At 63.0% G+C, this 24611-nt stretch carries 23 protein-coding genes; 10 read left to right on the top strand and 13 right to left on the bottom strand.

Translation table 11 applies throughout. The annotated features are described in order from the left end of the window. From sdhA to sdhC, 3 genes are all read right to left on the bottom strand, one after another. A partial coding sequence (gene sdhA / locus HWX53_RS19695) for a succinate dehydrogenase flavoprotein subunit (protein ID WP_175943925.1) occupies nucleotides 1-1332 on the bottom strand: 1332 nt, incomplete at its 3' end. 5 nt (nucleotides 1333-1337) lie between these two features. Beyond that, nucleotides 1338-1706 carry a succinate dehydrogenase, hydrophobic membrane anchor protein gene (gene sdhD / locus HWX53_RS19690; RefSeq protein ID WP_175943923.1) on the bottom strand — a complete coding sequence of 123 codons (369 nt, stop codon included), beginning with the start codon at nucleotides 1704-1706 and terminating at the stop codon, nucleotides 1338-1340. A gap of 1 nt (nucleotide 1707) precedes the next feature. Next, nucleotides 1708-2118 carry a succinate dehydrogenase, cytochrome b556 subunit gene (sdhC, locus tag HWX53_RS19685; protein ID WP_159834264.1) on the bottom strand — a complete coding sequence of 137 codons (411 nt, stop codon included), beginning with the start codon at nucleotides 2116-2118 and terminating at the stop codon, nucleotides 1708-1710. A 225-nt stretch (nucleotides 2119-2343) separates the two neighbouring features. Between sdhC and HWX53_RS19680 the strand changes: the two genes are divergently transcribed. Both HWX53_RS19680 and HWX53_RS19675 read left to right on the top strand, forming a co-directional pair. Then, nucleotides 2344-3246, top strand: a complete 903-nt coding sequence (locus HWX53_RS19680) for a LysR family transcriptional regulator (protein ID WP_175943921.1) — start codon at nucleotides 2344-2346, stop codon at nucleotides 3244-3246. 75 nt (nucleotides 3247-3321) lie between these two features. Further along, the gene (locus tag HWX53_RS19675; RefSeq protein ID WP_175943919.1) at nucleotides 3322-3675 is read left to right on the top strand and encodes a hypothetical protein; all 354 of its coding nucleotides are present in this window, start codon (nucleotides 3322-3324) and stop codon (nucleotides 3673-3675) included. Between the two features lie 48 nt (nucleotides 3676-3723). Here the strand turns inward: HWX53_RS19675 and HWX53_RS19670 are convergent, their stop codons facing one another. From HWX53_RS19670 to HWX53_RS19655, 4 genes are all read right to left on the bottom strand, one after another. Beyond that, entirely contained in the window at nucleotides 3724-4665 is a 942-nt protein-coding gene (locus tag HWX53_RS19670) for an ABC transporter substrate-binding protein (RefSeq protein ID WP_175943916.1), read from the bottom strand. 68 nt (nucleotides 4666-4733) lie between these two features. Next, nucleotides 4734-5759: an ABC transporter permease gene (locus tag HWX53_RS19665; protein WP_175943914.1), complete on the bottom strand. Its 1026-nt coding sequence runs from the start codon at nucleotides 5757-5759 to the stop codon at nucleotides 4734-4736. Between the two features lie 17 nt (nucleotides 5760-5776). Further along, nucleotides 5777-7288, bottom strand: a complete 1512-nt coding sequence (locus HWX53_RS19660) for a sugar ABC transporter ATP-binding protein (protein ID WP_175943912.1) — start codon at nucleotides 7286-7288, stop codon at nucleotides 5777-5779. A gap of 52 nt (nucleotides 7289-7340) precedes the next feature. Beyond that, entirely contained in the window at nucleotides 7341-8099 is a 759-nt protein-coding gene (locus HWX53_RS19655; RefSeq protein ID WP_175943910.1) for a GntR family transcriptional regulator, read from the bottom strand. A gap of 142 nt (nucleotides 8100-8241) precedes the next feature. Between HWX53_RS19655 and HWX53_RS19650 the strand changes: the two genes are divergently transcribed. The 6 genes from HWX53_RS19650 (at nucleotide 8242) to HWX53_RS19625 (ending at nucleotide 16013) form a co-directional block, all read left to right on the top strand. Continuing rightward, a complete protein-coding gene (locus tag HWX53_RS19650; RefSeq protein ID WP_175943909.1) occupies nucleotides 8242-9543 on the top strand; it encodes an L-fuconate dehydratase in 1302 nt (433 codons plus the stop codon). A gap of 58 nt (nucleotides 9544-9601) precedes the next feature. Then, on the top strand, nucleotides 9602-10384 hold the full coding sequence (locus HWX53_RS19645) for an SDR family NAD(P)-dependent oxidoreductase (RefSeq protein WP_175943907.1): 783 nt from the start codon (nucleotides 9602-9604) through the stop codon (nucleotides 10382-10384). A 111-nt stretch (nucleotides 10385-10495) separates the two neighbouring features. Beyond that, nucleotides 10496-11788 carry a sugar efflux transporter gene (locus HWX53_RS19640; protein WP_175943905.1) on the top strand — a complete coding sequence of 431 codons (1293 nt, stop codon included), beginning with the start codon at nucleotides 10496-10498 and terminating at the stop codon, nucleotides 11786-11788. A gap of 113 nt (nucleotides 11789-11901) precedes the next feature. Continuing rightward, the gene (locus tag HWX53_RS19635; RefSeq protein WP_175943903.1) at nucleotides 11902-13371 is read left to right on the top strand and encodes an esterase-like activity of phytase family protein; all 1470 of its coding nucleotides are present in this window, start codon (nucleotides 11902-11904) and stop codon (nucleotides 13369-13371) included. Between the two features lie 24 nt (nucleotides 13372-13395). Further along, on the top strand, nucleotides 13396-15066 hold the full coding sequence (locus HWX53_RS19630) for a metallophosphoesterase family protein (protein WP_175943901.1): 1671 nt from the start codon (nucleotides 13396-13398) through the stop codon (nucleotides 15064-15066). Between the two features lie 122 nt (nucleotides 15067-15188). Then, a complete protein-coding gene (locus HWX53_RS19625) occupies nucleotides 15189-16013 on the top strand; it encodes a CHAD domain-containing protein (protein ID WP_175943899.1) in 825 nt (274 codons plus the stop codon). 51 nt (nucleotides 16014-16064) lie between these two features. Here HWX53_RS19625 and HWX53_RS19620 read toward each other — a convergent pair whose 3' ends face one another. The 6 genes from HWX53_RS19620 to HWX53_RS19595 form a co-directional block, all read right to left on the bottom strand. Beyond that, nucleotides 16065-17021, bottom strand: coding sequence for a TauD/TfdA family dioxygenase (locus tag HWX53_RS19620; protein ID WP_175943897.1), 957 nt, complete (start codon nucleotides 17019-17021; stop codon nucleotides 16065-16067). Between the two features lie 53 nt (nucleotides 17022-17074). After that, nucleotides 17075-18088: an ABC transporter substrate-binding protein gene (locus HWX53_RS19615; protein ID WP_175943894.1), complete on the bottom strand. Its 1014-nt coding sequence runs from the start codon at nucleotides 18086-18088 to the stop codon at nucleotides 17075-17077. 139 nt (nucleotides 18089-18227) lie between these two features. Beyond that, nucleotides 18228-18488: a hypothetical protein gene (locus HWX53_RS19610; RefSeq protein ID WP_175943893.1), complete on the bottom strand. Its 261-nt coding sequence runs from the start codon at nucleotides 18486-18488 to the stop codon at nucleotides 18228-18230. A 101-nt stretch (nucleotides 18489-18589) separates the two neighbouring features. Continuing rightward, on the bottom strand, nucleotides 18590-19135 hold the full coding sequence (locus HWX53_RS19605; protein WP_244140189.1) for a DUF4142 domain-containing protein: 546 nt from the start codon (nucleotides 19133-19135) through the stop codon (nucleotides 18590-18592). An 8-nt stretch (nucleotides 19136-19143) separates the two neighbouring features. Then, nucleotides 19144-20031: an ATP-grasp fold amidoligase family protein gene (locus HWX53_RS19600; protein ID WP_175943891.1), complete on the bottom strand. Its 888-nt coding sequence runs from the start codon at nucleotides 20029-20031 to the stop codon at nucleotides 19144-19146. Nucleotides 20032-20195: 164 nt separating this feature from the next. Next, on the bottom strand, nucleotides 20196-21089 hold the full coding sequence (locus HWX53_RS19595; RefSeq protein ID WP_175943889.1) for a hypothetical protein: 894 nt from the start codon (nucleotides 21087-21089) through the stop codon (nucleotides 20196-20198). 808 nt (nucleotides 21090-21897) lie between these two features. Between HWX53_RS19595 and HWX53_RS19590 the strand changes: the two genes are divergently transcribed. After that, nucleotides 21898-23091, top strand: a complete 1194-nt coding sequence (locus HWX53_RS19590) for a glycosyltransferase family 4 protein (RefSeq protein ID WP_175943887.1) — start codon at nucleotides 21898-21900, stop codon at nucleotides 23089-23091. A 295-nt stretch (nucleotides 23092-23386) separates the two neighbouring features. Continuing rightward, on the top strand, nucleotides 23387-24577 hold the full coding sequence (locus tag HWX53_RS19585; RefSeq protein WP_175943885.1) for a hypothetical protein: 1191 nt from the start codon (nucleotides 23387-23389) through the stop codon (nucleotides 24575-24577). The last annotated feature ends 34 nt before the right edge of the window (nucleotides 24578-24611 follow it).

Here is a 24611-nt window from a genome sequence, read left to right as displayed (position 1 = left end):
CATCGCGAAGTCGGCGGCGTCGGCCGGCAGCGGCTTGTGCTCTTTCATCTCGGTCGCGTGCTTGATGATGTGATTGCCCGCCGCGCGGCCGAACACGACGAGGTCGAGCAGCGAGTTCGTGCCCAGACGGTTCGCGCCGTGCACCGACACGCACGAGCATTCGCCCACTGCATAGAAGCCGTTGACCGGATCGTCGTAGCCCTTGGCCGTGCCGACGACCTGACCGTGCATGTTCGTCGGAATCCCGCCCATCTGATAGTGGATGGTCGGCACGACCGGAATCGGCTCCTTGATGCAGTCCACGTTGGCGAACTTGAGCGCGATCTCGCGAATCGACGGCAGACGCTTCATGATCGTCTCCGCGCCGATGTGCGACAGGTCCAGCAGCACGTGATCCTTGTTCGGACCCACGCCGCGGCCTTCCTTGATCTCCTGGTCCATCGAACGCGAAACGAAGTCGCGCGGCGCGAGATCCTTCAGCGTCGGCGCGTAGCGTTCCATGAAGCGGTCGCCGTTCGCGTTACGCAAGATGCCGCCTTCGCCGCGCACGCCTTCGGTGATCAGCACGCCCGCGCCCGCGACGCCCGTCGGGTGGAACTGCCAGAACTCCATGTCCTGCAGCGCGATGCCCGAGCGCGCGGCCATGCCGAGGCCGTCGCCCGTGTTGATGAACGCATTGGTCGATGCCGCGAAGATGCGACCCGCGCCGCCCGTGGCGAACAGCGTCGTCTTGCCTTCGAGGATATAGACTTCGCCCGTTTCCATTTCGAGCGCAGTCACACCGAGCACGTCGCCGTCGGCGTCGCGGATCAGGTCCAGCGCCATCCATTCGACGAAGAAGTGCGTCTTGGCCGCGACGTTCTGCTGATACAGCGTGTGCAGCAAAGCGTGACCGGTGCGGTCAGCCGCAGCGCACGCGCGTTGCACGGGCTTCTCGCCGTAGTTCGCCGTGTGGCCGCCGAACGGGCGCTGATAGATGGTGCCGTCCGGATTGCGGTCGAACGGCATGCCCATGTGTTCAAGTTCATAGACCGCATTCGGCGCTTCACGGCACATGAACTCGATCGCGTCCTGGTCGCCGAGCCAGTCGGAGCCCTTGATCGTGTCGTAGAAGTGATAGTGCCAGTTGTCTTCGCTCATGTTGCCGAGCGATGCGCCGATGCCGCCTTGCGCGGCCACCGTATGCGAGCGCGTCGGAAACACTTTGGAGAGCACCGCGACGGACAGGCCCGCGCGCGCGAGCTGCAGCGACGCGCGCATGCCCGAGCCGCCCGCGCCCACGATCACCACGTCGAAACGACGACGCGGCAAGGAAGTCTTGATTGCAGCCATGTTCTTTAAACTCTCCAGAGAATCTGTGCAGCGTAGCCGGCGCATCCGATGAGCCACAGGACGGTGAGCACCAGCAGGCCCAGGCGCAATCCGACGGGCTTCACGTAATCCATCCAGATGTCGCGCATGCCGACCCACGCGTGATAGAAGAGCGAGAGCAAGGCGACGAAGGTGGCGAGCTTCATCCACTGCATCGCGAAGATGCCGGCCCAGCCTTCGTAAGAGAAGTGATGCGCGCCGAAAAAGAGCACGAGCAGCAAGAGCGTGTACACCGCCACGGCGACGGCCGTCACGCGTTGCGCGAGCCATTCGCCTGTGCCGTAATGCGCGCCCACGACGAGGCGCTTCGGGCCGACCCGGTTTTGCGTTCCCATGTTAGAAGGCTCCGAAAAGTTTCAGCGCGACGGCAAGCGTCAGCACGAGCGACACGACCAGCACCGCGATGGCGGTCTGCCGTCCGCCTTCCTTGTTGACGGCCACGTGCATGTCGAGCACGAGAAAGCGGATACCCGCGCAGAAGTGATGCAGATACGCCCACGACAGCACGAGCGTGATGATCTTGACGATGGGGTGCGCGAGAAAGCCCTTGAACGCCTCGAAGCTGATCTCGGACGTGAGGCTCTGGTCGAGCAGATACAGCAGAAAGGGCAGCGCGATGAAGAGCAACAGACCGCTGATGCGATGCAGGATGGACACCTTGCCCGCCCACGGCAAGCGATACTTCGCGATCTGTCCAAGCCCGATGTTCCGGTACTCGGGCCTTGGTTTTTTTACGGCTTCAGCCATGCTAGACCCCTTCTTTCTGAATCCCGATGAACGCAAACGCTGCCGGCACGCGATTTGTGCGATCCGTCGCGCGTGCCTCTGGACGGGCGGGCTGACGGTGATCGTGGGACGCGTAACGGGCGCGTAACAGACGCGCGGACTGCGCGACAGCGGTATTTTGTCGCGCGATTGATATACTGTCCAATATCTATCTCCTCTATCTGAAATACGTTTGACGTATATCGTATGGAACTGCGTCACATCCGGTATTTCCTGGCCGTCGCGGAAGAGCGGAACGTCACGCGCGCCGCCGAACGGCTCGGCATCGGCCAGCCGCCGCTGAGCCAACAGATTCACGCGCTCGAAGACGAAATCGGCGTGCGGCTTTTCCGCCGGACGGGGCACGGCGTCGTGCTCACGGAGGCTGGCGAAGCGTTCGCCACCGACGCGCGGCGCATTCTGGAAGACGCCCGCGCCGCCGTGGAGAACGCGCAAAGCGCGGGGCGCGGCGAGATGGGGCAACTGAACATCGGCTTCACGGGATCGGCCGCGTTCAATCCGGTCGTGTCGAAACTGATCCGCGCGTATCGCCAGTCGTATCCGAACGTCGTGCTGACGCTGGCCGAAGGCAACACGGCGCAGTTGCTCGCGTGGCTCGATGCAGGCACCGTCGACGTCGCGTTCGTGCGGCTCGGCAGTCAGTCGCCCGCGGGCGTCGAGTTCAATCACATCGCCATCGAGCCGATGCGCGCCGTGCTGCCCAGCACGCATCCGCTCGCCCAGAAAAAGAAAATCGCGCTGTCCGCGCTCGCCGACGACCCGTTCGTGATGCTCCCGCGCGTCGCGAGTCCGACGCTGCATGACGTGATCGTCGGCGCATGCAGGGAGGTCGGGTTCGAGCCGATTGCGGGCCAGCAGGCGCCGCAGCTTTCGTCGGTGGTGAATCTGGTGGCGGCGGGCTTCGGCGTGTCGCTCGTGCCCGCGTCCGTCTGCCAGATTCAGGTGGAAGGCGTCGCGTACCGCGAGGTCTCGGGCAAGGTCATTTCGATCCGGCTCGCGCTGGCGTCGCGGATAGAAGCGACGCGCGCCAAGACCGCGAACTTCATCGAGACGGCGCGCGCGTTCGCTTCATCCGTCGATGCGCTCTAACGCACTGCTGCGCTTCAATGGCATGCGCATTGCGGGCAACGAAGGCAGTCAAGGGCAGTCGAACGGAGAACGCACATGACGAACGTATCCAGAGCACTGATCGCAGCCGCGATCGTGTCGCTTTCCAGCGCGGCCTTCGCCGCAGGCAGCGCCGGCCTCGGCGGCATGGGCGACGCCAAACATACAGGCGGCGTCAGCGCAGGCGAGTCGACGGGCGGCAACGGCGGAACCAGCGCCGCGGCCACTGGCGCGACGGGCGGCCCCGGCGGGACCACGGGCGGCGTCGGCGGGACGGGTAATAGCGGCGGAACGGGCGGCGGCCGGACCGCCGCTACGCCGGGCAGCGGAAACGGCAACGGCAGCGGCGGCACGCCGACCGGCCGCGAGTCATCGACAGGGTCGATGAGAAACGGCGGCACGGGCCAGTAGCAAAGCAGCGCATCGCACGAAGCCGCGCGATGCGCCGCTATGCCACGATCAGTCGTAAAGCACAGCCGCGATCTTCGGATCGCTCATGTTGCTCTTGTCGTACCAGTAGAAGCCGGTATCGATCTTCTTCGGCAGCTTCTCGCCCTTGAGCGCCTTCACCGCCGAATCGACCACGCATCTGCCGATGCCGATCGGGTTTTGCGTGATCGCGCCGTACATCAGCCCAGAAGTGATGTCTTCCTTCTGCTCCTTGCCCGAGTCGTAGCCGATCAGCACGAGCTTCTTTCCCGACTCCTTGATGCCGATGGCCGCGCCCGCCGCCGAGCCCTCGTTCGCGCCGAAAATGCCCTTGATGTTCGGGTTTGCCTGAATCATCGCCTTCGCAATTTCAGCCGACTTCAAGTGATCGCCGCCGCCATACTGCACCGACACGATCTTGATGTTCGGGTGCTTCGACTTCATCTCGTTCAGAAAGCCGTCGCGGCGGTCGATGCCCGTGCGGCTGGTCTGGTCGTGCACGATCACGCCGACTTCGCCGGAATTGCCTATCGCGTCGGCCATCTTGTCGGCGGCGAGCGCGGCGGCGGCGAGGTTATCGGTCGTGCAGGTCGTGAGCGGAATGTCGCTGTCGACGCCCGAGTCGAATGCGATGACCGGAATCTTGTTGTTCTGCGCACGCCTCAGCAGCGGAACGGACGCCTTGCTGTCCAGCGCCGCGATGCCGATAGCCTGCGGCTTCTTCGAAAGCGCGGCGGACAGCATGTCGATCTGCTTGTCGACCATCGCTTCGGTTTCGGGGCCTTCGAACGTCACCCTGACGTTATGCTCCTTCGCCGATTGCTCCGCGCCCGACTTCACCGCTTGCCAGAACTGGTGCTGAAACCCCTTGGAAATGAGCGGGATGTACGCTTCGTCCGCGTAGGCCGTGCTGGCCGCCGTGGCGATCGCGCCGAAGCCGATCAGGACACCGATGATTCTTCTTTTGAACATGAAGGTTCTCCTCCTGGGTAGACTGTCTCTCTTGATTTGCTGATACGTCTTCTTTGCGCGCCTGATGCTCAACGCTTCCTGCGACGCAGAATATCCCCATACACCGCGAGAATGATGATGAGCCCGGTCACGACGATCTGCCATTCCTGCGCGACCGACATGATGCGCAGACCGTTGGTCAGCACGCTCATGATGAACGCGCCGATGATGGTTCCGAGGATCGTGCCCGAGCCGCCACTCAGCGACGTACCGCCGATCACGACGGCAGCGATGGCATCGAGCTCATAGCCTTGTCCGAGCGCAGGCTGCGCCGAGTTCAGACGCGAAGCGATCAGCAGGCCCGCGATGCCGCAAATCGCGCCGCCGAGCCCGTAAATGGCGATCTTCCAGCGATCCACATTCACGCCCGAAAGACGCACCGCTTCCTCGTTGCTGCCGAGCGCGAACGTATAGCGGCCGAGCGCCGTGCGGTTCAACGCGATGGAACTCACGATCGCCACGACGAAGAGGATCAGCACCGCGTTCGGAATCGGCACGCTCGGCAGAAAGTAGCCGATGAGCGAGTCCTGCGAGATCATGTAGAAGTTCTCGGTGTCGGTGAAGTAGATCGGCTTGTCCGACGACACCACGAGCGAAAGACCTTTGAGCAGCATCATCATGCCGAGCGTCGCGATGAAGGGCGGGATCTTCATCTTGGCCGTGAGCGTGCCGGAAATGGTGCCGCACACCGCGCCCGTCGCAAGCGCCGCGATGATGCCCACCCACATCGGCATGTGCCAGTAGGTGAGGAACACGCCGCAGATCACGGCGGTGAACGTCATGAGCGTGCCCACGGACAAGTCGATGCCGCCCGTCACGATCACGAATGTCGATGCGATGGCGAGCACGCCGTTCACGGCCGTCGCCTGCAAGATGCCGAGGATGTTATCCATCTGCATGAAGGCGGGCGACGCGAAGCTGAAAAACACGAGCAGCACGATCAGGCTTGCGAATGCAAGGAGCTTTTGCAGCGCGGTCGGCGAGAACACGCGCGAGCGCAGGCCGTTGGCGGGTTTGTCGCTGGCGAGCGCGGCGGTATCGGTAGGCTGTGTCATCTTAAGTCCTTGGCGGCTCATGCCGCTTGTAGAGTCGGGCGTTGCGTCGCAAGCTGCATGATGCGTTCTTGCGTCGCTTCACTTGCGGAAAGTTCTCCCGTGATGCGCCCTTCGCACATCACGACGATGCGATCACTCATGCGCAGGACCTCGGGCAGCTCCGACGAGATCATGACGATTGCCTTGCCCTGTTCGGCGAGCGAGCGCAGCAAACGATAGATCTCGCTCTTCGCGCCGACGTCGATGCCGCGCGTGGGCTCATCGAAGAACAGCACGTCGCAGTCGCGTTCGAGCCACTTCGCAATGACGATCTTCTGCTGGTTGCCGCCGGATAGCAGGCGCACGGGCTGCGTCGGGGAAGGCGTGCGAATGCCGAGCAGCTTGATGAAATGCGTTGCCGTCTTGCGGATCTTCGAGCGCCGCAGAAATACGCGCCCTGAAAGAAACTTGCCGAGATTGGACATGACGATGTTCGATTCCACGTCCATGCCCGTCGCGAGGCCGAACCGCTTGCGGTCTTCGGACAGATAGCCGATGCCGCGCGCCACTGCGTCGCTCGGCTTCTTGATGGTCGCCTTCGCGCCCTTCACGATGATCTCGCCGGACTCGACCGGGTCCGCGCCGAACACCGCGCGCGCCACTTCCGTGCGGCCCGCGCCCATGAGTCCCGCAAAGCCGAGTATTTCTCCCTTGCGCAGCGTGAAGCTCACGTCGCGCACGAGCGGCCCGGCGTTCAGATGCTGCACTTCCAGCGCCACTTCGCCCTGATGCGCGCCGCCGAGGAACGAGGTGAGGTCCGTCAGCGTTCTGCCGACCATCATGCCGATGATGCTCTCTACGCTCGTCTCCCGCGCGCTGACGGTGGCGACGTATTCGCCGTCGCGCAACACCGTGACGCGATCCGCAATCTGCTTGAGCTCGTCCATCTTGTGCGAGATGTAGACGATGCCGACGCCGCGCTCCTTCAACTGACGAATGATGCGGAACAGCTCGGCGATTTCGGCGTCGTTGAGCGCGGACGTGGGCTCGTCCATGATGAGCACGCGCGATTCGAACGACAACGCCTTCGCGATTTCCACCATCTGCTGGCTCGCGACGGTCAGCGTGTCGACCACCGCGCGCGGATCGAGCTTCACATGCATGCGCTCGAGAATTTCGCGGGCTTGCGCATTGAGCTTGTCTTCGTCCAGCAGCAGGCCCATCAGCTTGCGCGGCTCGCGTCCGATGAAGATGTTCTGCGCGACCGTCAGATGGTTCATCAGATGCAGTTCCTGATGAATGATGCCGATGCCGAGCGCCTGCGCCTCGCGCGGACTCGTGAATTCGACGGGCTTTCCATCGACGAGCATCTCGCCCGAATCGCGGTTATAGACACCCGCGAGAATCTTCATGAGCGTGGACTTGCCTGCGCCGTTTTCGCCCATGAGCGCGTGGACTTCGCCCGGCATGAGTTCGAACTGCACTTCATGCAGCGCGCGTACACCGGGAAAACGCTTGCTGAGATTGCTGACGGAAATGAGCGGAGTCATGGAGTCGTCGTGAATGAGCGTTCATAGTGCGACCGGGGAGCCGACATTCGGGTCATGGCTCGAAGAGGTCCGGCCTGTCCTTCGCCGAGCGGTGCAATTCGGCGACGACCTGATCCAGATGGTCGTGCATCGCTTTGGCGGCGGCATCGGCCTTGCCTTTCTTGAGCGCGTCGAAGATGCGTTCGTGTTCGTCGAGCGTGTGCACGAGGCGCTCGGGGCTCGCGAGCAGCTGCCGCGCGCGGTCGAGCGCGTTGCGCGACACCGCGACGATCTCTTTCACGCGCGGCAGCGCAATGGCATCGAGCAGAATCTCGTGAAACGCCAGATCGAGTGCATGAAACGCGAGGCGCGCGCCGTTCGCCATGGCTTCGCGTTGTTGCGTGAGGTTGGTTTCAAGCGCCTCGAGTATGGCGGGGTCATGCATTGCAGCCACGCCGCGCACGGTCTCCACTTCGAGCGCGCTGCGAATGAACAGATGCTGACGGATATCGCGCAGCGCGATGGGCTTCACGCGCGTGCCGCGCTGCGGCAAGACTTCGACAAGACCGGCGTGCTCCAGCCTGGCGAGCGCGGCCGATACGGGAAAACGCGAGACGCCCATGCGCTCGCAAACCGCTATCTTGTCGATCATCATTCCCGGTTCGAGCGCCAGCGTGACGATGGCTTCCCGCAATGCCTCTTCCACCGCGCCGGTCAGACTGCCGCGCTGGCCGGCGGCAATCTTGTGCAGCGCATCATACGGACTACTCACGATGACCGCCTCGGATGAAGGGCTCACGGCGGGCTTGATTTCCGTTGAAGATGCTAGCATGCTAGAAAGCAGATTCGACGTTGTCAACGCGTGCAAACGCCTAAGAACGCGCAAAGCTGCCTGCATCGCCTTGCTGCGTCGAAGCTCATCAGTGTTTTCCCGCAGACCGTAGTCGATCGCACATTGCCCCGGAGGCATACCCATGACAACGATCACCAAGCTGTCCGTTCGGGACATCCGCTTTCCCACTTCGCGTTCGCTCGACGGTTCGGATGCAATGAACGCCGCGCCCGACTATTCCGCCACATACGTCACGCTCGAAACCGATTCATCGGCCGGAATCAGCGGACACGGACTCACCTTCACCATCGGACGCGGCAACGAAATCTGCGTGGCCGCCGTCGAGGCGCTGAGTCATCTCGTCGTCGGCAAGAAGCTCGAAGACATCGCGGCGAACATGGGCGCGTTCTGGCGCGAGATCACCTCCGACAGTCAGTTGCGCTGGATCGGCCCGGACAAAGGCGCGATTCACCTCGCTACAGCGGCCGTCGTGAATGCGGTATGGGACCTGTGGGCGAAGGCCGAAGGCAAGCCAGTGTGGAAGCTGCTCGTCGACATGACGCCCGAAGAACTCGTGCGCTGTCTCGACTTCCGTTATGTGACCGATGCGATCACGCCTCACGAAGCCATTGCGCTGCTGCGCCGCCACGCGAGCACGCGCGGCGAGCGCGAGAAGGAGATGCTCGTGCACGGATATCCGGCTTATACGACATCGGCGGGATGGCTCGGCTATGACGATGAGAAGATCCGCCGACTGGCTCGCGAAGGCGTTGCGCAAGGGTGGACGCATTTCAAGCAGAAAGTGGGCGGCAATCTGGAAGAAGACGTGCGCCGCGCCCGCATTCTGCGCGAAGAAATCGGCGCTGACGCCAAGCTGATGATGGACGCGAATCAGGTATGGGAAGTCGACGAAGCCGTCGCGAACATGCGGCGTCTCGCCGAGTTCGATCCGTGGTGGATCGAGGAACCGACGAGCCCCGACGACATACTCGGGCACGCGGCCATTCGGCGCCGGCTCGGTTCCATCGGCGTGGCGACGGGCGAGCATTGCCAGAATCGCGTCATGTTCAAGCAGTTGCTGCAAGCGGAGGCCATCGACTTCTGTCAGATCGACAGTTGCCGTCTCGGTGGTCTCAACGAAGTGATCGTCGTGCTGCTGATGGCGGCGAAGTTCGGCGTGCCTGTGTGCCCGCATGCAGGCGGCGTCGGTTTGTGCGAGTACGTGCAGCATATTTCGCTGTTCGACTACATCTGCGTGTCGGCGTCGCTCGAAAATCGCGTGCTCGAATATGTGGATCACCTGCACGAGCATTTCATCGATCCGGTGGTGATCCGCAACGGCCGCTATATGCCGCCGCAGCGGCCGGGCTACAGCATCGAAATGCACGCGCCGTCGCTGGACAAGCATCACTTTCCGGACGGAGAAGCGTGGCGCGTGAAGTGACTGACGCTGGAACGAAATCTGCGCGCTCGGGTGATTCGTTTAACGAGGAACCATCACCATGAACGCTTCCACGCAGTCTTCCCGCTTCGCTTCGAAAGTCGTCATCGTGACGGGCGCGGGCTCCGGCATCGGCGAAGGCGCCGCGCGCCGCTTCGCGGCCGAGGGCGCCTCCGTGGTGCTCGCCGGCCGCACGCAGGACAAGCTCGAACGCGTGGCGCGCGATCTCGATGCCTCGCGCACGCTCGTCCACGCGTGCGACGTCTCGCGCTTCGAAGACGCGCAGCAGCTGATCGACGCCACCATTGCGCGCTTGGGGCGCATCGACGTGCTCGTGAACAATGCGGGCGTCGCGCCGACGGGCCGCATCGACGAGGCATCGCTCGATGACTGGCGCGCGATCATGTCGACCGATCTCGACGGCGTCTTCTATTGCAGCCGCGCCGCCATTCGCCATCTGATCCAGGCGAAAGGCTCGATCGTGAACGTGTCGTCGGTGTCCGGCCTCGGCGGCGACTGGGGCATGAGCTTCTACAACGCGGCGAAAGGCGCGGTGACCAACTTCACGCGCGCGCTCGCGATGGATCACGGCCGCGACGGCGTGCGCGTGAACGCGGTCTGCCCGAGCCTCACCGAATCCAATCTCACGCAGGACATGCTCGGCGACGAAGCGCTCATGGCGAAGTTCCGCGAGCGCATTCCGCTCGGCCGCGCCGCGCAACCGGACGACATCGCCGCCGTCATCGCGTTTCTCGCGAGCGACGATGCGCGCTTCGTGACGGGCGTGAATCTTCCCGTGGACGGCGGCCTGAGCGCATCCAACGGACAGCCGCCGCAGGCGTGATCCCCGCGTCTCCACCTGGCATCGCTCACTCTTTTACGCGCGGAATGTCGATTGCGCTACTGTCACGCGCACGCATTCCGCGCCTGCATTTTCCGAAGGATTTCCCCGTCGATGGACGCTCGCTTTTTTCGTCTTGCGCGCCTGCATTCGTTCATGCCGCTTGCCGGCGTCACGCTGATGCTGGGCGTCGCCATGTCTTTCACCGCGCCGTTTCTGTCGCTCTTCGGCGTGCAGGAGGCGGACATGACGCCGCTGCAACTCGGGCTCTTCATGACGCTCATCGCGGCAAGCGGCGTGCTCGCCAGCGCCTTCGCGGGCAAGTGGTCGGATAAGCACGGTCATCATCGCGTGTTGCTGATGGGCGCGCTGGCCGCGTCGGCGCTCGGCTTCGTGCTGTTGTGCGTGCTGCGCAGCTATGCGTCGCTCGTGACCGTGGGCATCGTGTTTCTCGGCGTCGGCAGCGCGGCCATGACGCTCGTGTTCTCCTTCGGCCGCGCGGCGCTGCCCGTCACCGACGACGCGGAGCGTTCCTTCGCGCTCGCCACGCTGCGCACCGTGCTCTCGATGGCGTGGGTCTTCGGTCCGTCCGTCGGCGCGCTGGTGTTGGCCGCCGCGGGCTTTCACGGCCTCTTTCTGTTCGCGGCGGCATCGTTCGCGGCGTGTGGCGCGATAGCCTGGCGCATCAAGGACAAGGAGAAGCCGATCGCGCCGCACGCCCACTATGCGGGCGATCCTGCCTCCTTGCTTGAAGTCACGACGATGACCGAGCACGACGAACCGCATGATGCGGCGAAGCACGTGCCCGCGAGCCGCGCGCAGATCTGGCGCGCGACGATTGCGTTGACGCTCATCGGTCTCGCGGCCAACGCGACGATGATCGTGCTGCCGCTCTATGTCGTGCAGGGACTGCGCGGCACGCAGATCGAGGTGTCGATCATGCTCGGGCTCGGCGCGTTCCTCGAAATTCCGATGATGCTCGCGCTCGGCGCGCGCGGCTCGAATCTCGACAAGCAACGCTGGCTCGCGGCATGCGCAGCCGTGCATATCGTGTACTTCGTGGCTGTCGCGTCCTCTCGCTCCATTCAGTTTCTCATGCCGATGCAGGCGTTCAACGCGTTCGTCGTCGCGGTGACGTCGTGCCTCGGCATGACCTACGTGCAGGACCTGATGCCGCGCAATCCCGGCGCGGCGACGGCGCTCTTCTTCAACGCATCGCGCGTCGGCTCCATTCTTTCCGGCGTGTTATCGGGCGCGCTCGTCGCAGCCATCGGCTATCGCGGCACGTTTCTCGTCTGCGGGTGCCTCGCGCTCGGCGCGCTCGTGCTGTTCGCCAATCCGCCGTTCAGGCTGATTGCGCGATATGTATGGGTCCGCGTGAACCAATGGCGGATGCCGGTACGCTGAGGGCGCAGGCTTCGGTATGACGAGCCGTTCATTGCATGAGTCATACAAACGTCACTTCAATCCCGCAATAATGCGAGTCCAATCACTTCGCATGCCGGATGAAGGAGACATCGATGCTTCGAGCCCCCGCTGTTGCGCGTCATGTGACGTTGACCCTCGCGTTGTGCGCGGCATGTTCATCGGCGTGGGCGAGCGTCGATCTCATCGCCATCGGTCAATTGAGCGGCAACAGCGTGGACCGCTCGCAGCAGACGGCCGCGCCGCTCGAAAACGGCGCGCCGGGCAATCTCCTCGGGGGACTCGGCTCGGGGCTCGCGTATGCGGGCTGCGATACGTTTCTCGCCGTGCCCGATCGCGGCCCGAACGCGATCTCGTATAACAAGGCGCTCGACGATACCGCTTCGTACATCAACCGCTTCCAGACCCTGAGCCTGAAGCTCGAAGCATCCGGCAAGAACGGCACGCTGCCCTACACGCTCACGCCCCGTCTGCTCGATACGACCTTGCTGCACACGCGCGATGCGCTCGTGTACGGCGACGGCGCTGCCGCTGGCGTCGGCAACGGCGCGCCCGCGCTGAACGCGACGAACCACACGCATTACTTCACCGGCCGCTCGGACAACTTCGCGCCGACGCAGCCGTCCACGTATCCGCTCGATGCGCGTTTCGATCCGGAAAGCATCCGCGTATCGCGCGATGGCGCGAGCGTCATCATCTCCGACGAGTACGGCCCCTACATCTATCGCTTCGATCGGCGCACCGGCGAGCGCACCGCGGTCGTGCGCGTGCCCGCATCGTTCGCGGTCACGACGCTTTCGCCCGTCGGCAGCGACGAGATCAGCAAGAACACGTCGGGACGCGTCGCGAACAAGGGCATGGAGGGTCTCGCCATTTCACCCGACGGCGAGACGCTCTTCGGCGCGATGCAAAGCCCGCTGCTGCAAGACGGCGGCACGAGCGGCGGCTACACGCGCATCCTGCGCATCGACTTGCGCACGGGCAAGACGACGCAGTTCGCCTATCCGCTCAGCAACATCGGCACCACGGCGAAGCCGAACTATCCGACGATCAGCGATATCGTCGCCATCAACGATCATGAGTTGCTGCTCGATGAACGCGACGGCAAAGGTCTGGGCGACGACTCGGGCGCGGTGTTCAAGCGCGTGTACAAGGTCGATCTCACGGGCGCGCAGGATGTGAGTCAGGCGAGCGGTGCCGCAGGACTCGCGCCGTTCGCGCTGAACAAGACGCTCTTTCTGGATGTGGTCGCGGCGCTGTCCGCGCAAGGCTTCGCGGCCACCGACATCCCCGCGAAGCTGGAAAGCCTCGCGTTCGGCCCCGACGTGCGCATAAACGGCGTGCTCAAGCACACGCTCTTCATCGCGAACGACAACGACTTCATCGGCACGGTGACGGATACGTATCATCCGAACGGCATCGATAATCCGAACCGCTTCTTCGTCTTCTCGGTAGATGCATCCGATCTTCCGGCTTACGAAGCGCAGCGCCTGCCGCATCGCGGCGAGGCGTTCTGCCGGATCGACCGGGACGATCACGATCACGATCACCGCCACGGCCACTGACCCGACCACGACCCGAGCACTCCAATGACGACACACCATTCGCACGATAGCGGGCGCGTTGCATCGCGCCGAGGTTTCCTGAAGCTCGCCGGCGCCTCGGGGCTCGCGACGGCCGCGAACGCCCTCAGCGGCGCGGCGAACGCGGCAGCGGCCTCGCCCGACGGCACGCCCGAACAGATCCACCTCACATGGGGCGAAGATCCCGCGCACGAAGTGGTCGTGAGCTGGGCGTCGCTTGCGCCGGCCGCCAAGCCGCGCGTTCGCCTCACCACGCACGATGGTCATGCGCGGCTCGTGCACGCAGTGCAGCGCACTTATACGGACGGTCTCAATGGCGAAATCGTCTGCACATATCACGCGCGGCTCGACGGTCTGCATCCGGACACGACGTACCGCTACGAAGTTACGGCCGACAACGACAGCAACGCGGCTCAGCCCTTCTGCGCGAGCTTTCGCACCGCGCCGCGCGGGCGTTGCAAGTTCCGCTTCACGAGTTACGGCGATCTCGCGACGCCCAACACCGGATGGGTGCTGTCCTCGCCGCAAAGCCGCTTCGCCGTGCAGGCCGTCGAACGCTTTCAACCGCTCTTTCATCTGCTGAACGGCGACCTCTGTTACGCCAATCTGAACCCGACGCATCAGCCGGACGTGTGGCGCGACTTCGGCAACAACGCGCAAGTTTCGGCCGCGAATCGTCCGTGGATGCCGTGTCCCGGCAACCATGAGATCGAGTTCAATAACGGCCCGCAGGGCTTCGATTCGTACCTCACGCGCTACACGTTGCCCGACAATGGCACGCGCTTTGGCGGCCGCTGGTACAGCTTTCGGGTGAGTTCCGTGCTCTTCATTTCGCTCGATGCGGACGACGTCGTGTATCAGGACGCCGCCGCGTTCGTCGCGGGACCGTCGCCGCTGGTGCCGGCGGCGAGCACCGGCCATCCCGCGATTGAACCGGGCACATCCTTCTATGTACGTGGCTATAGCGGCGGCGAACAAACGCGCTGGCTGGAGAAGACCTTGCGCGAGGCGAAGCACGATGACGACATCGACTGGATCGTCGTGCAGATGCATCAGGACGCGCTCAGTTCTTCGAAGACGGGCAACGGCTCCGACAAGGGCATTCGCGAAGCATGGCTGCCGCTTTTCGACCGGTACGGCGTCGATCTCGTGCTGTGCGGCCACGATCACGACTACGAGCGCAGCCATCCCGTGCGCGGCTGTAACCATCACGCGGGCCGCGATGCCGTGACGGGCGAAAGCGTCGACACGTTGCAGCCGCGCCCGGTCACCACCACCCAGCGCGCCAACGATCCGATCGACACGACGCACGGCACCGTGCATCTGATACTCGGCGGCGGCGGCACGAGCGCGCCGCTCGACGTCTACGGCACCGATGCGGGCACGGGCAATCCGCAAGCGCAGATCTTCACCAAGCGGAATGGCCCGGTGCCCGGCAAGACGGCGGGCACCTTCGTGCGCCCTGTCGCCGACGCGGTGGAGGACGCCATCTGGTCCGCGCAACGCGATACGGGCACGGGCTACGGCATCGCCGTGTTCGATCACGATCCGGGCGAACGTGGCGGAAAGACGTCGATCACGATGAACTACTACCACGCGCCGGGCGCGGATAAGACGCCCACCGCCGACTACGAACTGTTCGAAACCATCGTCCTCCAGAAGCAACGCCGCCGTTGAATATGAAGCTCTCGTGACAATCTCGCGGCGCGAACGGCGCAACGGGCAAGGCTCTTATCACATGGTGGATGCGGTACGAATCTTGCCTTATAGATGCCGTTGCATCACACCGGGAAACGATCATGAAGAAGGACGACGAGAACGCCGACAATCGCCCGGCGACCGCTGAGACAAACTTTTCGACGTTTGCGGAGCCGCTCGTCGGCGAAGCCATCGCTCAGGCGTCCGCGCTGGAACACGAAGGCGAGGCCGAACAACTGCACAAGCTGCGCGTGGCGCTGCGACGCCTGCGCACGCTGCTGTGGGCGTACCGGCCGATACTTCACGAAGACTTCGACACGCAGCAGCGCGCCATTTACAAATTCCTCGCAAACGCCGCAGGCAATACGCGCGACTGGGACATCCTCATCGGTCTCGTGGAAGCCACCGGCGACCGGGAGCTGCTCGACGCATTCCGCCAGAGCCGCTCCGAAGCCTCGCGAAAGAGCCTCGAAACGCTTGCTCATGCGAGTGTCAAGCAGACGCTGCGCGAAGCGATGAGCGAAGCGAATCGCGAGTTGAACACGGCCGCGCAACGCACGCCGCTGACGAAATTCGCCAGACAGCGCGTCGTTGCGGCGCAGAAGCAACTCAAGAAGCGGATGCGCGTGGCATCACGCAAAGGCCGCTCGGACTATGAGTCGTTTCATGAAGTCCGCAAGGCCGGAAAGAAGGTCCGCTATCTGCTGGAATTCTTCGAGCCGCTTCTGGGCAAGAAGCAGCGCAAGGGCCTGAAGAACCTGAAGCGCGTGCAGAAGCGTTTCGGTGAACTGAACGATGTCGTCGCGAGCCGCGATCTGCTGCTCGAGCACCGCGCGGCACTGCCCGACGGCGCGGCGGACCGCGCGCTGCGCGTGCTGGAGAAGGAACAGAAGCGCAGGTTCAAGGCCGCCGCCAAGCTGCTTTAGCCGTCGTCTGTCCTGTGATGAGGATGCGCGGCGACCCGGTCGCCGCTGCGCTCAATTCAACGCGACGGCAGCAGCCGCGCCGACAGGCGAGCCTTCTATCGCGATAGACCGCTTGCCGTCGGGCCCAACGGGCACATCGCCGACGAGCGTCGTGCGATAGAGCTGACGGTCGAAGTCGAGATCGAAGATATCCGTCGGCGCAAGGTGGGCTGTCGAGCGGTTGTCCCAGAACGCGATGCTGCCCGGCTCCCACTTGAAGCGGACCGTGAACTCCGGTCGCGTCACATGTTCCCATAGCAATTCGAGCAGCGCCTGACTCTCACGCGGCGTCAGGCCCACGATGGACTTCAAAAAGCCCGGGCTCACATACAACGCGCGCTCTCCGGTCTCCGGATGCACCCGCACGAGCGGATGTTCGCTGACGAGCGTGTGCTCGTTGACCGCCTTCGCGAATGCATCGGTGCCGCTCGCGCCTTGCGGCGGCGCGAAGCGATGTATGCCGCGCAAGCCGTCGACGAATGCGCGCAGCGTTGGGGACAACTTCTCGTAAGCGATGACGAGGTTGGTCCACTGCGTATCGCCGCCATATGGCGGGATCGTCACGCCGCGAAGAATCGATGCGAACGGCGGATTGACCGCTGCCGTCACATCCGTATGCCATCCGGTCCACGGCCGCAGCAGCGCCTGACCTTCGAAGCGCGTCGCCTTGCGAAACTTCGAGATCGAGTACAACTCCGGATGCCCTTCCACATGACCGAACACGGGATGCCCGACAGTCAATTCGCCGAACTGCGCCGAAAACGCGACATGCTGTTCATGCGTGAGGAACTGCTCGCGGAAAAACACGACGCGCCACTTCAGCAAAGCCGCGCGAATCGCCGCGACCTGGGCAGGTTGCAATGCACGCGTCAGATCGACGCCGCTAATCTCCGCGCCGATATGCGCCGACAAAGGACGCACTTCGATCTCGTGTTCGGTTGCCTGGTGTGCGATGACGGCTGCGTTCATGGGCGAATCTCCGCTTTGAGTGTGGGTCTGTTTCTGCGAGCGACCCGACCGCGTTAGCTGCCATGCGCGTCGGGATCGTCGGTGAAGAAGTAGTCGCGCCACGACTTCGGCTCGTGGCGAATGACGCCCACCTTGAACAGGAAAGCGCCGAGTGCGAGTGTGTTTTCAGGGGTCGTGGAGAAACTCGCGTCCTTGTCATTCAGAATGCGTTCGACGAATCTCGGCGACAGTTTCGATGCGTCCTGTCGGATATAGATGGCCGCAGCCTCGGGCTTGTTGGATGCAACGAGCCGCGCCGCATCGACGAGCGCCGCGCGCACGGCCGCATAGGTGCGGGGGTTATCCTTGCGCCATTTGTCGGAGGTGACGGCAACGCTGCTCGTCGCCGGGCCGCCCAGTATGTCCGTCGAACTGATGACCTTGTGAATCTTCGGGTCGTCGAGTTCCTGATACTGATAAGGCGCGTTCGAGAAGTGAAGGCTGATGACCGAGCTGCCTGCGAGCATCGCCGTCGTCGCATCCGCGTGCGGCATGTTCACTTCGAACCGGTCCAGACGCGCGTACTCCGCATCGCCGAACGCCTTGGCCGAAGCCATCTGCAACAGCCGCCCCTGCTGCGAGACGGCGACCGACACCACCGCGATGCGGTCTTTCTCGCCGATATCCGCGATGCTGCGAATGTGCGCATCGTTCGACACGAGATACACCGGCACCGCGCTCTGCGCCGACATCGCGCGGAAATCCTGATGACCGCGCGTGCGGTCCCAAATCGTCATCAGCGGACCGATGCCGAGCGTGGCGATATCGGCGGCGCCCGAGAGCAAGGCTTCATTGACCGCGGCGCCGCCGGACAGCGTGGTCCATTGCACGTCGATATGCAGCCCCGCGCGCGCGCCTTCCTTCTCGATCAACTTCTGGTCCTTCGCCACTTTCAGCAGCAAGGAGCCGATGCCATATTGATCGACGATGCGTACCGTTCCTTCCGCGTGCGCCGCGCTTAGTGCAACACACGACGCAACGAGCATAACGAGCACGAGCAGTCGATTGCATGCGGAAGATGCCCTCATGCGCTGAACGTCCGAGCGAAGTGTCAGGAGCGTTCACTGTACAAGCGCGGCGCTTGCGCACAAACGAAGGAAGAATGCTACGAATATGCCTCCGCGAGATATGCCGCGGGATATGCGAAGCGCGCGGCCGTCGTCGACATCAATGTGGAGGCAAATCGGCGGGTGTGCTGAACGCGTCCACCGTATAGCCCATGTTGAAATAGCCCGCGCGCGCGTAAAGCGCAATCTGTTCGAGCCGCTCCGGGCCGCTTGCCTGCTCGTCGCGCTGCGTCGGTTTGCTTGCGGCCGAGCATGCGCACGCTCGCATCGCGCGCTCGTATGCGCGTTGCCGCCAGCGTTGTCGAGCCCGTCCTACGGGGACCAATAACGCTTGCCAGTATTGCGTCAGGATCTGTGACATGGCCGGCTCCGACAGTGCGTGAATGATTCCAATCTAGCGCGCCGATAATCAATCGGCAAACAAGACTTCGTGGAATGCATTGCAGACGCTGCCTGTCCCACTCAATGACCGAAGCCGGGGCGTTGAAACACCAGTTGGAGTCGTCGCGCCTGATCGAGATGAAGCGTGAATGCCGGCCTGACTCGCACGAGCAGTACTTTCACATCCGCGCTATGCGTGGATCGGATGAATCCATCGACGGTATTCACGAGCCGCCCGAGAAAATCGACCTCGCGTTCGAGATAGGCTTGCGCGAATGCGTATTCGTCTTGCTCGTCGAGCATCTCGGTGTCGTCGCGGCTTTGACGCGCGAGCACGTCGCTCACGCTGCTCGGCTGCGCGTTCGCGCCGAGCCTTCGCAACATGTCGTTCGTCTCCTGCGCGATCTGCGCGTTTTCATCGACGATGCGCGTGGCGAAACTCCGCAGACTGGTGGACCGTGTCCTGCGCAACGCAATCTGCGCTGCTGCGATCTCCGCCTGATTCGCGGTCAGCAGAACACCGACCATCTGCGCGTCCGAGAGCGGCCGGCTCTGCGCACGCGCGCCGACGCACATCGCCAGGGAGAGCAGGCCGCCGCATGTGATCCGCCGTCTGCGTTGGTTCACGCGCTCGCCTATCGGTTGCAAGGATGCCGCGGACCAACCTTGAAAAGCCGGCCCCATTCGTAATCGACGTGATCGGGACGAATTGGAAAAACTCCCGCGCCCGGCGTGAACGTTAGTTCCCCGAAGTACACGTTTCCGTCGGTCTCGTAGAGATCGACTCTCACGTATTCGAACTCTTTGGCCAGCACGCCTGCAATCCGAAGGAGCGAATCGAGCGATTCGGGCGGCGGCGCAGGCGTGTCGCTACGCTTATAGTGACCGAACCAGATGTCCTGCAACCGCCACGCGGCGTCGTATGTATCGCCGCGAGGATGATCGGTGAAGCGGCCCGATATCACCGTGACGAAAATCGTCTGCTGGCCGGAGGGCGAGTTGAAGACATGGAACTTCAGATCAGCGGGAACCTCGCCATCTTCGGCGAGCAGCAGCGCTTCGAAAAAGATGCGCGGCTCGATCATGCGGTAATGGCGTTCCCGCGCGACTTTATAAAAGGGCGTGGACAGCCATTGTTGCGACAGCGCCGCGAGTCGATCGAACGACACACGGCTCTTGTCTTTCACCACTTCCACGAAGCCGCTGCCGTGATTCGCCTTCATGACGAACGCGGAAGGCAGCGCATCGAAGACTTCTTTCGTGAACGCGCCGGGTTCTGCAAGCAAGGGGATCAGGTGTTGCGGACCGATCTTGTTCGCCACGTAATCGCGAACTCTTAGCTTGTCCGTCAGATCCATGTAACGCGGATCGGGATAGAGACAGCGATGCAGAATCTTTTCGTTGAACGTCTTGGGATTCCACATGTTCGGGAATCGTCCGACCTTATGTCGGTGGGCAATGCTCAAAAACACCGGGTCCGGCAGCCACGCCTTCGCGCCGTCGATGAGTGTCTTGGCGAACATCCGGAAGCCCTCATGCCTCGGGGGAAGACGGTGGCACGATCTTCTGCTCGTTATCGCTCGTTCCACCGGCGACAATTACAGCAAACGATTCTTGCAAATGACAGAGTAAAGCGAATGTGCGGATGGCCACATTGGTTGCGTGAGTCGCGTGGCTCCGTGCATCGTCAGTGCGCCTCTCCGCGTCCCTTGTTGGTGGCCGCGACGCCGGCCGGCAATAGCCTGCCTATGCGCGAGCGGAGGTTGTCGTTGGGCTCGGAACCGCTGCCCGGCTTCCAGCTTGCGGAAGACGTCATCGCGGGATCGGCGACCGGCGCGACTGTGCCCGCGCCTGGCGCGTCCGATGCGTCAGCTTCGCCGCGTGGCGGTGCCACTGTACGTTGCACGGTGCGCACGCGCGGATGCGTCTTGTCGATCTTCTTCGCGTGACGAACCGAACGCGGAGCAGGCTGGGCGTGAGTCGTCCTCTCGTTGGCATGCGCACGTGAGTGCGTCGGCGCCTGCCGCGTGCTCACCGAAGCATGTTCGACGCGACCATGCTTTCGTGCCGCCGGCTTCGCCGAAGCCGATGCGATTGAATGAGGCGCTTCAGGAACGACCGTGGCCGTCGAGCCGCCGGTATCGCGCGCTGTGTTCGACGCTTGGCTTTCAGCCAATGCAACGCATGCAGGCATCGACGCCGTGGCGCATGGTGCGATATCCATCGAAGCCGGCAATGCAAAGATAGCTCGGCCGGGCGCATTGGTCATCGCGAGAAAGCGTGCTTGCGCATCGGATGCCGAGCCTCCTGGCGCGACGTCATCGGAACGAGCGGCCGGCGCAACAGGCGGCAGCTTATGAACCGTCCCGACGACACTCACGCGGTCATCGTGCGGCTCGCCGGCACCGGGACTGTGCGAAGTGCGCACCCACGCAACGATGCCGGCCAGCACGCACACGCCTACGGTCAACACGGCAGCCCACTTGCGCTTCACAGCGAAATAAGTGGGCGACGACACCAATGCCGCCGATTGATTCGCGCTGTCCGCGTGTGTGGCATCGTCCACTTGATCGCGGCGCATGTCTCCGACTTGCGATGAAGCGGCGCGCACCAGCGCGCGCGCAGCCTCGTCTATGCCGAGGAGCGACGCCTGAGCTCGCGTCAACACAGCACCATGTCGATCTGCGCCGCAGTAAGGACACGACAGGTCATCTGCTGGCGACACGCTTTCGCAACGAGGACAAACGACGCAATAAAGCGAGCGCAACTCTTCCCGCTGATCCATGGTCACATATCGGTTTGAGCGCCGTCTGCGACGCGTTGGTGCATCGGTCATGCAGTGCATGTTGAAACGGACGAAGCTATCGTGCATTGAAGTGGCACCGACCTTAGCACACCTATTAACACTTAGGTAGACGAGATTGTTCGCGCAACGGCACTGCGTTCGCGCCTTGTTTCAGGCATTAATTTCGGCAGACACCGCCTGCCATTTTCCCTACACTGAGCGTCGTGGACGACATCGCAACAAACGCTGCAGAGACCGTGCGGTTTCGTTGCCCATCGCCGACTCACGCTTGGCCTGATCGATGCTTTGCATTCACGCTTCGCGAATCGCTTCGGACATCCGGCTAATTGCTTTCTACAGACAAACCGCTTTGCGATGCGTCATGAGCCGCATGCGCTTCATGCGAAGCACGCCGGTTCAGGAATGCGCGAGTGCTAATAATTCATTCCTTTTTTGCCTAAGCTTCACACTGAGATGACAGAGGGCGACCAAGCCCGACTGGTGAACGGCGGCCCATTGCAATCATGACGCACAGACGTACTCGACGTTGTCGGCAGCAAAGCCATGAAGAAGCGCGAGGACGCGCACAAAAAGGGAGAATGCCGTGAAGGTTGGGATCTACTGTGATTCGGGCATCAACGGCGGTCACGAGGAGATGCTCAAGCGTTTCATGATTGCGCTTGTCGGGAACGCGCAGATCGAAACCTTGTATATCCTGGCGCCCAGGCAGAACGCCGCGCTCTTTGGCTTCGTGGAAGACCTCGCGCGCGCGCATTCAAAAGTGCAGACGATTGGCCTGTCATATACAGCCGAGTCGATACGCGGCAATGCGTTCGCGATGCTTCGCATGACGCGCTCGACCGCCTCGATCCTGCGCAGATTGAAACTGACTCGACTACTCATTGCCCAAGGCACGATTGTTTCAGGACTCGCCGGGCTTTTGGCCGCGCGAGTGACCCGCACGCGCTCGGTGAGCTATCTGCCGCTCGTTGGAGACGGTCCCGATAGCGGCCGCCTTGTCGACAGACTCAAGTGGCTGGTGAAGCGTGGCGTGTATCGCATGCCCGACGAATTCATCACGCTCAACGAACATCTACGCGCCAAGCTGCGCACGCTGGCACCGAACGCGCGCACGACCATACTCGCGAACTGCGTGGACGACCGCTTCGCACAGTCCACGCTCACGCGGTCAGCGGCCCGCGCTATGCTGGGCTTGCCGGACGACGGCACGACCATCGTCGCTCATATTGGGCGAATCGACTTCACGCATAAGCGGCAAGACTTTCTGCTCGAAACGATAGAACGACACGCCGATGCCTTCGAGCGCACGCTCGTACTCATTGTCGGCGAAGGACCCGACGCGCAGCGCGCGGCCCACATGGTGCAGGCAAGCCCGATCTTGTCCGCGCACGTTCGCGTGGTCGGCGCGCAAGCCGACGTGCTGCCCTATATCGCGGCGAGCGACACGCTGGTGCTGCCGTCTGCTTTCGAGGGCGTGCCGCTCGTGATGATCGAAGCCGTGCTCGCGGAGCGACCGATTGTGGTATCGCGCGTGTCCGGACTCGATGCTTACCTTCCCGAAACGTTGCTCTTCCCTCCAGGCGATCACACTGCGTTCGTACAACGTATCTTCGCCGCGCTTGATGTCCCGATGGCATCGCTCGCGGCCGAGTTTCGTCGGCGCTTCTCTCGCGAGACTTTCGAGGCGCAGGCCCAACGGGTGATGACGCTGCCCGTTCCATCGCGAGATGCGTTCGACGCTGCCTCGCCTCCACGCTCCGACGTACTCGAAAAATAACGTCACCCTCGCATTTTTATTTGCGCAAGCCGGGTGTACATGTATCGTAGTAGAGCGAAGAATCTTGTATTGTCCACTTCGATAAATTGCCGTTGCAGGCGTCCTTTCGTCTGAAGTACTCCGTTGTCTCCCACTACACAGGGGCCATCGTATGAGCCGAGTCGTTATTCTCAGCCTCGCGTCGCTGACTGACGATGATGAAGGGGATGTGGCACTGCCTGCTGAAATAAAGAGTGAGTTCGGTTCACTCGTTGAGCGCGTCATTCTCTCAACCAGGCGGCCAACGACGGTTCAATTGCCGGACGACGCGTATCGCGGACGCGAACAGGCCGACAGTCGCGGCGCAAGCCGGCATGGCGGCTTGTCGTTCGTCGTCGTCGAGCTCGCCACTCGGAACGGATCGACCATCACGCGCCGCATTCCGCTGATCGGTCGCTTCGCTCAACATACGATCGACCTCGTTCCCGAAGACATTCCCGAGTGGCTCATGTGGGCTGCCGCAGACGTGGACCTTACGCGCGGCGCGCGCGCGCTTTTCGCCGACACGCCTGCCTATCATGTCTGGGGAAAACTCTGGGCGCGCCGGCTCGGCGCATGGCGTCCTGTCGATCTCCTGATAAGCGACGAGAAATCGAACGGCTATGCGAAGCAGTTCGAACTGACGACGCACGAGCCGTCGCTGTTGCAGATCGGCGGGCCGGAAATCGAACCCCGTTTCGTATCGCTGCCAGAGGGACACGTGAAGGTACTGCTCACGGCGAACGCGGCGGGGTCTTCAAGCAGGGATCCGCTGAATATCGTGGTGTCGCGCGTGTCCGCAGGGCCGCGAAACACCTTGCTGTCGCTTCTCTCGCTCAATCAGTCTCAGCATGGGAATAGCGTTGCGCGTGAACTGTCCGACGGCTTTGACTGGCAGGGCGTCGGCGAAGACGCGTTGAGCGGATGCGCGCTCGGCTTCGCAGCGATGCGAATGCACGCGCTAGACCAGTTCACGGTCGCTGATGCTTTGAGTCTCTTCGAGATGGCGCGCGGCTCGTCCGATGCCGCTATCGTGCTCGCAAGCCGCGAACTCGCGGACGATACTGCGGACCTCTCTCGCGTGTTGCGTCTGTTGGACGTGGGCGTTGGCCGTGCGATACCGGTGCTCGTGCAATCGCTGGCCGCCGCGATGTCCGTGCTCGAGACGCTGAGACGTCGCGCGGATGTGGCCGAGCAACCCATGCTCGCGTCGCTGACCGAGAGAGCAAGGACCTACAGTCGCGCCAGAACGGGCGCCGGGCCGTTCCTGAGCTTCCACGGCTGGGCGCCGCATGCGCCGGGCGAGCCGCGCGCCGCGCACAGCTGGGAGCACGCGGCGATTCGCGGCGTCGGCTCGGCTGTCGCGGCGCTCGCGTCCGGCTTCAAACCTTCCGCTGCCACGGCTCTCATTCACACGGAGAGGACCGTGAGCCGCCCGCATCACGTCAATCTGGATACCGCTCAGTAAGGTCGAATGCGCGGGACCGGCAGCGCCACCGGCC

This window comes from Caballeronia sp. BCC1704 (assembly GCF_902833455.1).
Taxonomy (GTDB): Bacteria; Pseudomonadota; Gammaproteobacteria; order Burkholderiales; family Burkholderiaceae; genus Caballeronia.
This window is presented reverse-complemented; position numbering and strand designations above follow the sequence as displayed.

Excerpts from the sequence above, each read along its gene's own strand:
- HWX53_RS19675 (WP_175943919.1), top strand. The coding sequence starts at position 3,322 with ATGACGAACGTATCCAGAGCACTGATCGCAGCCGCGATCGTGTCGCTT.
- HWX53_RS19670 (WP_175943916.1), bottom strand. The coding sequence starts at position 4,665 with ATGTTCAAAAGAAGAATCATCGGTGTCCTGATCGGCTTCGGCGCGATC.
- HWX53_RS19655 (WP_175943910.1), bottom strand. The coding sequence starts at position 8,099 with ATGCTAGCATCTTCAACGGAAATCAAGCCCGCCGTGAGCCCTTCATCC.
- HWX53_RS19600 (WP_175943891.1), bottom strand. The coding sequence starts at position 20,031 with ATGTTCGCCAAGACACTCATCGACGGCGCGAAGGCGTGGCTGCCGGAC.
- HWX53_RS19630 (WP_175943901.1), top strand. The coding sequence starts at position 13,396 with ATGACGACACACCATTCGCACGATAGCGGGCGCGTTGCATCGCGCCGA.
- HWX53_RS19620 (WP_175943897.1), bottom strand. The coding sequence starts at position 17,021 with ATGAACGCAGCCGTCATCGCACACCAGGCAACCGAACACGAGATCGAA.
- HWX53_RS19660 (WP_175943912.1), bottom strand. The coding sequence starts at position 7,288 with ATGACTCCGCTCATTTCCGTCAGCAATCTCAGCAAGCGTTTTCCCGGT.
- HWX53_RS19665 (WP_175943914.1), bottom strand. The coding sequence starts at position 5,759 with ATGACACAGCCTACCGATACCGCCGCGCTCGCCAGCGACAAACCCGCC.
- HWX53_RS19625 (WP_175943899.1), top strand. The coding sequence starts at position 15,189 with ATGAAGAAGGACGACGAGAACGCCGACAATCGCCCGGCGACCGCTGAG.
- sdhD (WP_175943923.1), bottom strand. The coding sequence starts at position 1,706 with ATGGGAACGCAAAACCGGGTCGGCCCGAAGCGCCTCGTCGTGGGCGCG.
- HWX53_RS19645 (WP_175943907.1), top strand. The coding sequence starts at position 9,602 with ATGAACGCTTCCACGCAGTCTTCCCGCTTCGCTTCGAAAGTCGTCATC.
- HWX53_RS19615 (WP_175943894.1), bottom strand. The coding sequence starts at position 18,088 with ATGAGGGCATCTTCCGCATGCAATCGACTGCTCGTGCTCGTTATGCTC.
- HWX53_RS19635 (WP_175943903.1), top strand. The coding sequence starts at position 11,902 with ATGCTTCGAGCCCCCGCTGTTGCGCGTCATGTGACGTTGACCCTCGCG.
- HWX53_RS19650 (WP_175943909.1), top strand. The coding sequence starts at position 8,242 with ATGACAACGATCACCAAGCTGTCCGTTCGGGACATCCGCTTTCCCACT.
- HWX53_RS19595 (WP_175943889.1), bottom strand. The coding sequence starts at position 21,089 with ATGCGCCGCGATCAAGTGGACGATGCCACACACGCGGACAGCGCGAAT.
- HWX53_RS19610 (WP_175943893.1), bottom strand. The coding sequence starts at position 18,488 with ATGTCACAGATCCTGACGCAATACTGGCAAGCGTTATTGGTCCCCGTA.
- HWX53_RS19640 (WP_175943905.1), top strand. The coding sequence starts at position 10,496 with ATGGACGCTCGCTTTTTTCGTCTTGCGCGCCTGCATTCGTTCATGCCG.
- sdhC (WP_159834264.1), bottom strand. The coding sequence starts at position 2,118 with ATGGCTGAAGCCGTAAAAAAACCAAGGCCCGAGTACCGGAACATCGGG.
- HWX53_RS19680 (WP_175943921.1), top strand. The coding sequence starts at position 2,344 with ATGGAACTGCGTCACATCCGGTATTTCCTGGCCGTCGCGGAAGAGCGG.